Source organism: Thermoflexus sp., from assembly GCF_040289485.1.
Classification (GTDB): Bacteria; Chloroflexota; Anaerolineae; order Thermoflexales; family Thermoflexaceae; genus Thermoflexus.
The window spans coordinates 1-11,548 of the sequence record NZ_PSLG01000048.1; the positions used below are offsets into that span (position 1 = coordinate 1).

Sequence of the window (11,548 nt, forward strand, 5' to 3'; positions counted from 1 at the left end):
GCCCGGGATGGGGCCCCGCCCGGCGGAACCTCACGGCAAAAAGATGACAACCCTCACTTCCTCTGGTCGCAAAAACCGGAGATTCTAGATCCGGAAGATCCTCTTTGGGGGAGCGAGGTGGAGATCAGCCGGCGGGCCGATTACGCGATGCGGGTGATCCTGGACCTGGCGATGCTCCCGCCGGGGATGCGGACGCGGGCCCGGGACATCGCCCGGCGTCAGGCCATTCCCTATGCTTTTCTCCAGAAGATCATCCGGGACCTATGCGCGGCGGGGTTCGTGACAGCCACCCGGGGGCGGCGCGGCGGGGTCATGCTGGCCCGCCCCCCCGAATCCATCACCCTGCTGGAGGTCCTCGAGGCGATGGAGGGGCCCATCCGCCTGAACCGCTGCTCCCGGGAGCCCAGCGCCTGCCCCCGCTACACCTTCTGCGCCATCCATCCGATCTGGGCCCAGGCCCAGGCCTATCTGCAGACCCTGCTGGGGTCGACCACCTTCGCCGAGGTGGCCCGGCGCGGTCGCCAGATCCAGGCCGCCATCGCCCGCAACGGCGCCGCCGCGCCGGCGGCAGTGGCCGCCGCCCCGCCCGAATAAACCCCTGGAAAGGAGGTGGCGATGCCCGAGGCCTTCCAACCGCGGGCGGCCTTGCTGCTGTTCCTGGCCATGCTGTTGCTCTTCGCCGCCATGTGGTTCGGCCTGTATCTCACCATCCTGCTGCCGCGGGGGATGACCGCTTTCTGAAGGAACCCCCGATCCTTCGCCCAGGGAGGAGGGCGCGATGGTGAACGATCCCTTCGAGCGCGCCGCTGTCTTCGGGGCCGGCCTGCTGATGGCCGCCTTCTTCGTGGCCGTGACGGTCGGGGCCTTCGGCCTGGGGATCCGGGTGCCCACCTGCGTCACCGACCTCCCCCCCTTCGACCAGCCGGCCCAGGTGGAGGTCGCCCCGGGCCAGTATGTGGTCAACGTGGTCGCCCAGATGTGGGCCTTCAACCCCCGCGAGATCCGCATCCCCGTCGGTTCCACCGTGACCTTCAACGTCACCAGCAAGGACGTCCAGCACGGCTTCTTCATCGTGGGCAAGAACGTCAACCTGATGGCCGTCCCCGGCGTGGTGAACCGGATCAGCGCCCGCTTCGATGCCCCCGGGGAGTATCTCATCGTCTGCCACGAGTATTGCGGCCTGGGCCACCACGCCATGTCGGCCAAGATCATCGTCGAGCCCCGGGCGGCCGGCGCCCCGGCGCCCGCGCTGGCCGCGGCCCCCGCCTACTGGGCCCGCTGAGGGCGCCCGCGGAGAGGAGGAGGGTATGGGCTTGAAGGCCAAGGACATCATGACGACCGAGGTGGTGACCATCGCCCCCTCGGCCACCGTCGCGGAGGCCGTCGCCCTCATGAAAGAGAAGGGCCTGCGGGCCCTGATCGTGGAGCGGCTCAACGAGGAGGACGCCTACGGCATCGTCACGGAGACCGACGTCGTCTACAAGGTCGTGGCCCAGGGCCTCAGCCCCCAGTCGGTGCTGGTGCGGGAGATCATGACCAAGCCCTGCATCGTGGTCAACCCCGACCTCTCGGTGGAGAACGTCGCCCGCCTCTTCGCCATGGCCAGGATCCGGCGGGCGCCGGTGATCCGCGAGCGGCTGCTGGGGATCGTCTCGGTGACCGATATCCTGCGCAAAGCCCTGTGAAAGGAGGCGGGTATGGCGGCGGCAGCCTTCCCCATCACCGAAGGCGAGAAGCGCCTGTTGCGCTGGCACCTCTACGTGGCCTACATCGCCATCGCCGTGGGCATCTTCTTCGGCCTGCTCCAGGTCCTCAGCCGGGCGGGACTGTTCCTAGACCTCCTCCGCCCCTGGTATGACTACTACCAGGGGCTGACCTTCCACGGGGTGCTGAACGCCCTGGTCTGGACCACCTTCAACATCGTGGCCCTGCTGTCTCTGGCTGTGCGCACGGCCCTGGGGCGCCCCCTCTACAGCCTGAGCCTGGGCTGGACCGGCTTCGGCCTGATGACGGTGGGGGTGGCCGCGGCGGGCTACGCCATCCTGACCCGCCAGGCCAACGTCCTCTACACCTTCTACCCGCCCTTGATGGCCCACCCCGCCTTCTACCTGGGGGCGACCCTCCTCATTGTGGGCTCGTGGGTCAGCGGCGCCAATTTGATCCTGACCTACGCCGCATGGCGTCGGGAGAACCCGGGCCGGCGCACCCCCCTCATGGCCTTCGGGTCCATCACCACCTTCGTCCTCTGGTATATCGCCACCCTCGGCGTGGCCATCGAGGTCCTTTTCCTGCTGCTCCCCTGGTCCCTGGGCCTGGTCCGGCAGACCAACCCGATGCTGGCCCGCACCTTGTTCTGGTATTTCGGACACCCCCTGGTCTACTTCTGGCTGCTGCCGACCTATGTCGCCTGGTATACCATGGTGCCACGGCTGGCCGGGGGCAAACTGTATAACGATCCCATGGCCCGCCTGGCCTTCCTGATGCTGTTGCTCTTCTCCACCCCCGTCGGGCTCCACCATCAATACGCTGACCCGGCCATCGGGCAGGAGTGGAAACTGGTGCACGCCTTCAGCACCTTCCTCGTGGCCACCCCCAGCCTGCTCACCGCCTTCAACCTCATGGCCTCCCTGGAGCACGCCGGGCGGCAGCGGGGCGGCCGCGGGCGGATCGACTGGATCTTCCGGCTCCCCTGGGGGGAGCCCGCCTTCGCCGGGGCAGCCCTCTCGATGATCGCCTTCATCTTCGGCGGCATCAGCGGCATCGTCAACGCCTCCTATAACGTCAACTTGGTGGTCCACAACACCTCCTGGGTGCCCGGCCACTTCCACCTCACCGTGGGCACCGCCGTCACCCTCACCTTCATGGCCATGGCCACCTGGATGGTGCCCTACCTCACCGGCCGGGCCCTCTGGAGCCGCAAGGTCGCCCTGGCCACCATGTATCTCTGGTTCGCCGGGGTGATGATCTTCTCCACGGGCATGATGCGCGGCGGCCTGGAGGGCGAGCCCCGGCGGTCCAACCTGGGCTTCTCGCCTTACGTGCTGCCCGAGTGGCGGCCCTTCCTGATCATGGCCGCGGTGGGCGGGACCCTGATGTTCATCGCCGGGGTCCTCTTCCTGCTGAACATGGCGATGACCATCTGGTTCTCCAAACAGCCGGCGCAGGTGGAGGTGCCCATGGCCGAGGCCCTGCACCCGGCGGAGGACGCCCCCTGGGCCTTCGAGCGCTGGCGGGTGTGGCTGGCCGTCGCCGCCGTCCTCATCGTCGTCGCCTACGCCCCCGTCCTCCGCCAGGTGCTGCAGGTCTCCCCCTTCTCGGCCTACGGGTATCTGCCCTCCAGCGCGGCCCCCATCCGGTGAGCGCCGCGCCCCCGGCGGCCGTATCATGGTCCGGTGAAACCACTTGCCGAACGCAGGAGGACGCACCGTGCCGCGCGGGTTCTGGTTGGGCGTCGGCCTGGCCCTGCTCTTCGTCGCCGCCGCCGGAGCGGCGAAGGTCGCCCTGGATCTGCGGGCGGAGGCCCTGCCGGTCTACACCACGGTCCCTGATTGGCCCTTCACCGACCAGGACGGCCGAACCTTCCGGCTGGGCCAGACCCGAGGGAAGGTGGTGGTCCTGGGGATGATCTACACCCACTGCCCGGACGTGTGCCCGCTGATCACCGCCCGCATGAGGGAGCTCCAGCAGCAGGCCGCCGCCGAGGGCCTCGCCGACCAGGTCTTCTTCGTCACCATCACCTTCGATCCGGAGCGGGACACCCCGGAGGTCCTCCGCCGCTACGCCGAGGTCCGCAAGGTCGACTTCCGCAACTGGGCCTTCCTCACGGGGGACCTCCCCACCATCCAGCACCTCACGCAGGTCCTGGGGATCTACACCGAGCGCGTCTACCTCATCAACGGGACGCCGGTCAGCGGGACGCCGGCGCCCGGCGCCGGCCTGCACTATTTCATCAACCACACGGACCGCCTCTTCCTGGTGGACCGCCAGGGGCGGGTGCGGGCCCTGCTGCCGGGGAGCCGGACCGACCCGGCGGAGGCGATGCGCAAGATCCGCGCCCTACTCCGGGAGCGGTGAGAACTGCACGGGAGGACCGAAGATGGGCAAGGGAACCCGGATCGCTGTCGGGCTGCTAGCGGCCGCCCTGGCGGCCTGCGCCCAGGCCCCCCAAGGGCCTCGGATCCGCATCGAGAACGCCTGGGCCCGCCCCGGCGCCGTGGCGATGGGCGAGGGGATGGGCCACGGGATGAGCCACGCCGGCGGGGCGAGCACCAGCGCCGCCTTCTTCGTGGTGGTCAACGAAGGCGACACCCCCGACGCCCTGGTCGGCGCCGCCTCCGACGTGGCCCGGAGCGTCGAGGTCCATGAGACCGTCATGGAGGGGGACGTGGCCAAGATGCACCCCGTCCCCCGCGTGGAAATCCCGGCCCGCGGCCGCGTGGCGTTCCAGCCCCGGGGCCTGCACGTGATGCTGATCGACCTCACCCGCCCGCTGAACGCCGGCGACACCTTCACCTTGACCCTGCGCTTCGAGCGGAGCGGGGAGATCCCGGTGACCGTCGCCGTCCGGGAGACGAGCCCGTGAGGTTGTCCCATCCCTTCTCCCCGCGGTATAATGCAACGCGGTGGGGAGTCGTCTAAGGGGCAGGACACCGGCCTTTGGAGCCGAGGGTGGAGGTTCGAGTCCTCCCTCCCCAGCAAGGGCCCGGCCGACGGGCCGGGCCCTTCGCTTTTGGTTCCCGGGCCTCAGCGGCCGTCGGGCAGGGCCCCCGGCGACCGCCACCGCCGAAGGATGTCCGCCGCCGTCTGCTGCAGATAGCGCGCATCGGAGGCCACGGCCAAGAAGCGGAACCCCTGGGCCCGGCGGTGAAGGGCCTCCTCCACCGAGAGGCACATCATCCCCACAGGCCGACCCGCCCGCCCCGCCGCCCGCAGCACCGCCTGGACGGCCTCCTCCCAGGCCGGGCTCTCCCGGAAAGCGGCGTTCGTCAGGCCCATCGAGGCCGCCAGGTCATTGGGACCGATGAACACCACGTCCACCCCTTCCGCCGCGCAGATCTCATCGGCCCGCTCCACGGCCGCGATGTGCTCGATCTGCACCACCACCATGACCTGGTCGTCGACCGCCGCCAGGTAATCGTCGCCGTGGAGGGTCGGCGCCAGCCAGGCCCCCACCGAGCGGAGGCCGCGCGGGGGGAAGCGGGCCGCCTCGGCCGCCCGCCGGGCCTCGCTCCCATTCATCACCATCGGCACCACAACCCCCAACGCCCCAGTGTCCAGGGCCAGTTTGATCCAGACCGGGTCGTTCCATGGAACACGAACCAGGGGGGTGGTCCCGGTGGGGAGGACCGCCATGACGCTCTGGGCCATGGCATCGTAGCCGAAGGGACTGTGCTCGGCGTCCACCACCAGCCAGTCGAAGCCGGCGCGGGCCATCAGAGCCGCCGCGTAAGGGCTGCCCAGGCCCAGCCAGCATCCCACCGTCGCCTCGCCGCGGCGCAATTTCTCCAGGGTGTGGTTGGAGATCACGGCCGCCTCCGTCAGGAGGATGTCTCCTCCACGATCTCCGCTCCGATCTGCTGCAGGGTCTCCGGCCGCAACGGCCCCCGCCCCTCCACCAGCACCTCCACCGTGAGGTCCAGCCCATCGTTGCGGAGGGGGCGAGCGCTTCTCCGATGCCTCCCCATTGTAGCGCCGCTGCGGAATCCGAGGGGAGCCCGTTGCCCCTTGCCGCGCCGCCCGGATTCGCGCAGAATACCGGACGCGCCGCGGCATCCCTCGACGGCCCGGAGGCGGAAGGCCATGGCCGAACAGCCCTGGTGGGTGATCGTCAACCCCGTGGCGGGCAACGGGCGGACCGGCCGCCGATGGAGCGGCCTGGAGGCCCGTCTGCGCCTGGAGGGGATCCGCATGGAGGTGGTCTTCACCCAGGAACCCGGCCACGCCACCCGGCTGGCCCGCCAGGGCCTCGAGGCCGGCTTCACTACCCTCGTGGGCGTGGGGGGCGACGGGACCCTCCACGAGATCCTCAACGGCCTCCCCCTCGCCGACCCGGAGCGGATGCGGACGGTGCGGCTGGGGATGCTCCCCCTGGGCACCGGCTCCGATTTCGTCCGCACCTTCGGACTGCCCCGGGACCCCGTGGCCGCCGCCCTGCGGCTGCGCGAGGGCCGGGTCCACTGGGTGGACGTGGGGGAGGTCACCTGCCGCCGGGCCGGGGAGACGGTGGTCCGCTACTTCGTCAACGCCGCCGGCCTGGGCTTCGACGGCGAGGTGGCCGACCGCACCAACCGCGGGATCAAGGCCTTCGGCGCCGCCGGGACCTATCTGTTCTACCTGTTCCTCACGCTGCTGCTCTATCAGAACAAGAGGGCGAACCTCCGGGCGGACGGCCAGGAATACGCCGGGCGCGTCAACTCGGTCCTGGTCTGCAACGGCCGCTACTTCGGCGGGGGGATGTTCATCGCCCCCCAGGCCCTGGTCGACGACGGCTGGTTCGACGTGATCGTGCTGGGGGACCTGGGGAAGGGGGAGATCGTGTGGAACCTCCCGCGGGTGTATCGGGGGACCCATCTGACCCATCCCAAGATCACGTGGCGGCGGGCCCGGGAGATCCAGGTGGAGGCCCAGGAGCGCATGTTCCTCCAGGCCGAGGGGGAACTGATCGGGGAGGCCCCGGCGGCCTTCCGCATCCATCCCCGGGCGCTGCCCTTCCTGGCGTGAGCGCGGCGGAGAACGGAGGCGGCATGCTGACGATCCGCGAGTGCCGGACGGCGGCGGAGCGGCGGGCCTTCGTGACGTTCCCGTGGCGGGTCTACCGCGGCGACCCGTTCTGGGTGCCCCCGCTGATCAGCGAGCGCATGGCTTTCTTCGACCCCCAGCGCAACCCCTTCCACCGGCACGCCGAGGTGGCCCTGTTCATGGCCCGGCGGGACGGGGAGCCGGTGGGGACCATCGCCGCCCTCGTCAACCACCAGCACAACGCCTTCCATGGGGAGCGGGTGGCCTTCTTCGGCGCCTTCGAGGTGCTCCCCGACCGGGAGGCCGCCCACGCCCTGCTGGCCACCGCCCGCGATTGGGCCCGCGGGCGGGGGATGGAGGCCCTGCGCGGCCCAGCCACCTTCAGCACCAACGAGGAGTGCGGCCTCCTCATCGAGGGCTTCGGGGATCCGCCCCGCATCCTCATGCCCTACAACCCGCCCTACTACCGCGACTTCATCGAGGGCTTCGGCTTCCATAAGGCCAAGGACCTCTACGCCTACGAACTGACGGTGGAGGTCTTCCACTGGCCGGAGAAACTGGTGCGCGTGGTCGAGAAACTGAAGGGGCGGGCCCGGTTCCGGGTGCGCCAGGCGGACATCCGGCGCTTCCGGGAGGAACTGGATCGCATCAAGAGGGTCTACAACGCCGCGTGGGAGCGCAACTGGGGCTTCGTGCCGCTGACGGACGCGGAGATCGAGCACATGGCCGCGCAACTGATCCGCTTCGTGGACCCCGACCTGGTGTTCATCGCCGAGGCCGACGACGAGCCCATCGGGTTCTCCCTCACCCTGCCCGATCTCAACCAGGCCCTCCGGCGCGCCTACCCCCGCCCGGGGGTCCCCGAGTGGTGGACCCTGTTGAAGTTGCTGTATTACTGGAAGGTGCGCCGGGTGATCGATACCCTCCGCGTGTTCGCCATGGGGGTGGTGGAGGGCTGGCGGGCCCAGGGCGTGAGCGCCCTGTTCTACTACGAGACCGCCCGGGCAGCCCTCCCCAAGGGCTACCGGCGGGCCGAGATGTCCTGGATCCTGGAGGACAACATCATGATGAACCGGGACATCCAGGCCCTGGGCGGCCGGATCTACAAGACCTACCGCATCTACGAACTCCCCCTGTGAGCCCGATGGGCCCGGTCCGGCGGCGTGCGCATGGATGGTGGCCCTTCGGGCGCGGGTTCACGCTGCTCTGGACGGGCCAGTTCCTCTCCCAGGTGGGCGACCAGTTCCTCTTCATCGCTGGCCTGAGCCTGCTGGACCGTCTGACGGATTCCCGGGCGGCCTTCGGAGGCCTGGCCCTGGCCATCACCCTCCCCCAGGTCCTCTTCGGGCTGTGGGGCGGTGTGTTCGCCGACCGCTGGCCCCGCCGCCACGTGCTGATCGGTTCGGACCTCGCCCGCGCCCTGATCGTCCTGGGCGCCCTGACGGTCCGCAGCCACGCCGACCTGTGGCGGATGTATCCGCTGGCCGCCGCCCTGGCCATCGCCGGCCTTTTCTTCTACCCGGCCCGCAACGCCGTCCTCCCCGCCCTCGTCCGCCCGGAGCACCTGCTGCAGGCCAACACGGCCCTCCAGGCCAGTTACATCCTCGCCCTGGTCCTCGGCGGGACCTCAGCCGGCTTCTTCGTGGACCGCTTCGGCCCCTACGCCGCCTTCGCCGTCGACAGCCTCACCTTTGGGGTGTCGGCCCTCACCCTGGCCGCCGTCCCCATCCCGTCGGAAGCCGACCGCCCGCCGGCCGCCCGGCGGGGCTCGCCGGGCCGGGACCTCTGGGAGGGCCTGCGCTTCGTCTGGGCCCAGCGACCGCTGCGCCGCATCGTCTTCCTCACGCCCTTCGCCACCGTGGGGATCGGGGCGATCCAGGTGCTGGGGCTGGCCTTCCTGGCCGAGGGGTTGCGGGTGCGGGCGGGGGGCTTCGGGATGACCATGGCGATGATGGGCCTCGGCCTGGCCCTGGGCCTGGTGGTGATCCCGATCCTGGGCCGCCGGATCCCCCACGCCACGGCCGTCGGGATCTTCCTCGCCGCCGCCGGCCTGGCCACCGTCGCCTTCAGCCAGGCCCAGACCTTCGCCCTCGTGCTGGTGGCCGCCCTGGCCATGGGGCTGTGCATCGTGGTGGCCCGCGCCGGGCTGGCCACCCTGGTGCAGCACCTAACCCCCAGCCCCCTGCGGGGCCGGGTGGACAGCCTGGCGACCCTGATGGTGAACGGCGCCCTGGCCCTGGCCCAGGCCGCGGCCGGCCTCCTCGGCCAGTGGTGGGGGCCCCGCCCGGTGCTGTTGGGCGCCGGGTTGCTGATGGCCGCCATCGGCGGGCTGGGGGTCCTGGCCCTGCGGGGCCTCCCCCTCGACCCCCCTCGCCCTCCTGCCGGGGGCGAGCGGGACCCGGTATAATTCCGCCCAGGGACATCTGGAAGGAGGAGGCCATGGCGCTCTCCCGCGAGGAGGTGGAGCACATCGCCGAACTGGCCAAACTGGCCCTGACCGAGGAGGAGAAGGCTCTGTTCGCGGAGCAGCTCTCGGCCATCCTGGAGTATTTCCACAGGCTCCAGGAGGTGGACACCACGGGGATCCCGCCGACGGCCACCGTGCTGCCCCTCCGCAATATCTTTCGGCCGGACGAGCCCGGAGAGCCGATGCCCCGCGAGCAACTGCTGCAGAACGCGCCGGCCCAGGCCGACGGCTGTTTCCAGGTGCAGCCCATCCTCGAGTTCGATTGAGCCAGAGGTGTCGCCGTGGCCCCCCACGAATGGACCATCCACGAGACCCTGGAGCGCCTGCGCCGCGGAGAGGTCTCCGCCGTCGAGGTCACCCGAGCCTACCTGGAGCGGATCGAGCGCCTGGACCCCCTCCTGCACGCTTATCTAACGGTGACCCCCGAGGAGGCCTTGGCCCAGGCCCGCGAGGCCGATGCCCGGTGGGCCGCCTGGCGTCGGGACCCCAGCGCCTCCATCCCACCCCTCAACGGCATCCCCCTGGCCATCAAGGACGTCATCTGCGTGCGGGGGGTCCGATGCACCTGTGGCTCCCGCATCCTGGAGAACTTCGTCCCGCCCTACGAGGCCACCGCCGTGGCTCGGCTCCGGGAGGCGGGGGCTGTCTTCCTCGGGAAGACCAACACCGACGAGTTCGCCATGGGCTCCTCGACCGAGAACTCCGCCTTCGGCCCCACCCGGAACCCGTGGGATCTCGAGCGGGTGCCCGGGGGCTCCTCCGGCGGCAGCGCGGCGGCGGTGGCTGCCGACCTGTGCGCGGGGGCCCTGGGGACCGATACGGGGGGCTCGGTGCGCCAGCCGGCTGCGCTGTGCGGGGTGGTCGGCCTGAAGCCCACCTACGGCCGGATCTCCCGCTACGGCCTGGTGGCCTACGGCTCGTCGCTGGATCAGATCGGGCCCATCACAAAAGACGTGCGGGACGCGGCGCTGCTCCTGCAGCAGATGGCCGGGCCGGACCCCCGGGACGCCACCTCGTGGCCCGCGCCGGTCCCCGACTACACCCGGGCGCTGATCCCGGACCTGAAGGGCATACGGGTGGGCGTGCCGCCGGAGTATTTCATCCCTGGGATGCAGCCCGAGGTCGAGGCCGCCGTCCGCGAGGCCATCAAGGTGCTGGGGGAACTCGGCGCCGAGGTGGTCGAGGTCCACCTCCCGCACACCGCTTACGCGCTGCCGACGTATTACATCATCGCCCCCGCCGAGGCCTCCGCCAACCTGGCCCGCTACGACGGCGTCAAATACGGCCTGCGCATCCTGGGGAAAGACATCTGGGAAACTTACCGCCTGACCCGGGGCCACGGCTTCGGGCCCGAGGTCAAACGGCGGATCATGCTGGGGACCTACGCCCTCGCGGCCGGCTATTACGACGCTTATTACCTGAAGGCCCAGAAGGTCCGCACGCTGATCCGGCGGGACTTCGAGGAGGCCTTCGAGCGGGTGGACGTCATCGTCTGCCCGACCTCGCCGACCACCGCCTTCCGGCTGGGGGAACGGACAGCGGACCCGCTCCAGATGTATCTGGCTGACATCTTCACCATCACGGCCAACCTGGCCGGGATCTGCGGTATCAGCGTCCCCTGCGGCTTCGACCGGCAGGGCCTCCCCATCGGCCTCCAGATCCTGGGGCCGGCCCTGGGGGAGGAGAAGATCCTGCGGGCGGCCTACGCCTACGAGCAGGCCACCGGCTGGGGTCGGCGGCGCCCCGCCCTGGAGGCGGCCCCCGGCCCCACCCGGGCGGAAAGTCCCCCGCCGTTCCCGGACGCGCCATGAGCCCGGCGTGGCACGTGCTGCTCCTTCCGGCCGACACGGACCGCCGGTGGTGGGAGGCGGCCCGCCTCTACATCGAGCGCTTCCGGGTGGTTCCTCTGGCTGACCCGGCAGCGGTCCTCGCCCTCCAGGGGGAACCGGTCGTGGTCACCCTCGTCCTGCCGGACGGCCGCCCGGGGTCCACCGCCGCCTGGCTTCGGGAGCGCCGCCCGGACCTGCGGCTGGATGTGGTGCAGGCGCCGACGCCCGAGATCCTGCAGCGGATCCTGGAGGCGCGGACGGCGGCAGGGGTGCGGCTAGGGCGGGGGCTGCGGGCCCGGACCACCGATCGGTTGAACATCCGTCAGGCTCCCAGCCGGTCCGCCCCCATCATCGGCCGCCTGGAGGCCGGCGCGGAGGTCATGGTGGTCGGGCGCAGCCCGGACGGGGAGTGGTGGGCCATCGTGGATCCTGTCCGCCGGGGTCGCGCCTGGATCGCTGCCGCCTACACGGAGGTCGTGACGGGCGCCGCGGAGGCCCTTCCCGTCCTGCTGGC

Annotated in this window: 14 protein-coding genes, 1 tRNA gene and 1 pseudogene; 14 read left to right on the forward strand and 2 right to left on the reverse strand. The window is 70.7% G+C overall.

The features are described 5' to 3' along the window. Positions 1-117: 117 nt before the first annotated feature. The 8 genes and pseudogenes from C4313_RS08520 to C4313_RS08555 all read left to right on the forward strand — a co-directional run bounded on the left by C4313_RS08520 (position 118) and on the right by C4313_RS08555 (position 4,695). The gene (locus C4313_RS08520) at positions 118-594 is read left to right on the forward strand and encodes an RrF2 family transcriptional regulator (protein ID WP_352429442.1); all 477 of its coding nucleotides are present in this window, start codon (positions 118-120) and stop codon (positions 592-594) included. A 21-nt stretch (positions 595-615) separates the two neighbouring features. Continuing rightward, the gene (locus tag C4313_RS08525) at positions 616-741 is read left to right on the forward strand and encodes a hypothetical protein (protein WP_352429443.1); all 126 of its coding nucleotides are present in this window, start codon (positions 616-618) and stop codon (positions 739-741) included. Between the two features lie 37 nt (positions 742-778). Further along, positions 779-1,282 carry a cytochrome c oxidase subunit II gene (locus tag C4313_RS08530; protein WP_352429444.1) on the forward strand — a complete coding sequence of 168 codons (504 nt, stop codon included), beginning with the start codon at positions 779-781 and terminating at the stop codon, positions 1,280-1,282. Between the two features lie 25 nt (positions 1,283-1,307). After that, a pseudogene (locus C4313_RS08535) lies at positions 1,308-1,679 on the forward strand (CBS domain-containing protein); the annotation flags it as partial. An 18-nt stretch (positions 1,680-1,697) separates the two neighbouring features. Beyond that, positions 1,698-3,359, forward strand: coding sequence for a cbb3-type cytochrome c oxidase subunit I (locus C4313_RS08540; RefSeq protein WP_352429445.1), 1,662 nt, complete (start codon positions 1,698-1,700; stop codon positions 3,357-3,359). Positions 3,360-3,426: 67 nt separating this feature from the next. Further along, a complete protein-coding gene (locus tag C4313_RS08545) occupies positions 3,427-4,074 on the forward strand; it encodes an SCO family protein (RefSeq protein WP_352429446.1) in 648 nt (215 codons plus the stop codon). A gap of 22 nt (positions 4,075-4,096) precedes the next feature. After that, positions 4,097-4,582 (forward strand): copper chaperone PCu(A)C, encoded by a 486-nt coding sequence (locus tag C4313_RS08550; protein ID WP_352429447.1) that lies wholly within the window; start codon positions 4,097-4,099, stop codon positions 4,580-4,582. 41 nt (positions 4,583-4,623) lie between these two features. Further along, positions 4,624-4,695: transfer RNA gene (locus C4313_RS08555), tRNA-Gln, on the forward strand. Positions 4,696-4,743: 48 nt separating this feature from the next. Here C4313_RS08555 and C4313_RS08560 read toward each other — a convergent pair. Both C4313_RS08560 and C4313_RS08565 read right to left on the reverse strand, forming a co-directional pair. Beyond that, positions 4,744-5,526: an HpcH/HpaI aldolase family protein gene (locus tag C4313_RS08560; RefSeq protein ID WP_352429448.1), complete on the reverse strand. Its 783-nt coding sequence runs from the start codon at positions 5,524-5,526 to the stop codon at positions 4,744-4,746. A gap of 11 nt (positions 5,527-5,537) precedes the next feature. Continuing rightward, the gene (locus C4313_RS08565) at positions 5,538-5,684 is read right to left on the reverse strand and encodes a hypothetical protein (protein WP_352429449.1); all 147 of its coding nucleotides are present in this window, start codon (positions 5,682-5,684) and stop codon (positions 5,538-5,540) included. 115 nt (positions 5,685-5,799) lie between these two features. On the opposite strand from C4313_RS08565, the gene C4313_RS08570 reads away from it, so the two are divergent. From C4313_RS08570 to C4313_RS08595, 6 genes are all read left to right on the forward strand, one after another. Then, entirely contained in the window at positions 5,800-6,720 is a 921-nt protein-coding gene (locus C4313_RS08570; protein WP_352429450.1) for a diacylglycerol/lipid kinase family protein, read from the forward strand. Positions 6,721-6,743: 23 nt separating this feature from the next. After that, a complete protein-coding gene (locus C4313_RS08575) occupies positions 6,744-7,877 on the forward strand; it encodes a GNAT family N-acetyltransferase (protein ID WP_352429451.1) in 1,134 nt (377 codons plus the stop codon). A gap of 5 nt (positions 7,878-7,882) precedes the next feature. Then, positions 7,883-9,145, forward strand: coding sequence for an MFS transporter (locus C4313_RS08580; protein ID WP_352429452.1), 1,263 nt, complete (start codon positions 7,883-7,885; stop codon positions 9,143-9,145). Between the two features lie 32 nt (positions 9,146-9,177). After that, a complete protein-coding gene (gene gatC, locus C4313_RS08585; protein WP_352429453.1) occupies positions 9,178-9,471 on the forward strand; it encodes an Asp-tRNA(Asn)/Glu-tRNA(Gln) amidotransferase subunit GatC in 294 nt (97 codons plus the stop codon). A gap of 15 nt (positions 9,472-9,486) precedes the next feature. Next, on the forward strand, positions 9,487-11,016 hold the full coding sequence (gatA, locus tag C4313_RS08590; RefSeq protein ID WP_352429454.1) for an Asp-tRNA(Asn)/Glu-tRNA(Gln) amidotransferase subunit GatA: 1,530 nt from the start codon (positions 9,487-9,489) through the stop codon (positions 11,014-11,016). Next, positions 11,013-11,548 (forward strand): SH3 domain-containing protein (locus C4313_RS08595; RefSeq protein WP_352429455.1); only part of this gene is annotated, 536 nt, incomplete at its 3' end. The genes gatA and C4313_RS08595, both read left to right, overlap by 4 nt.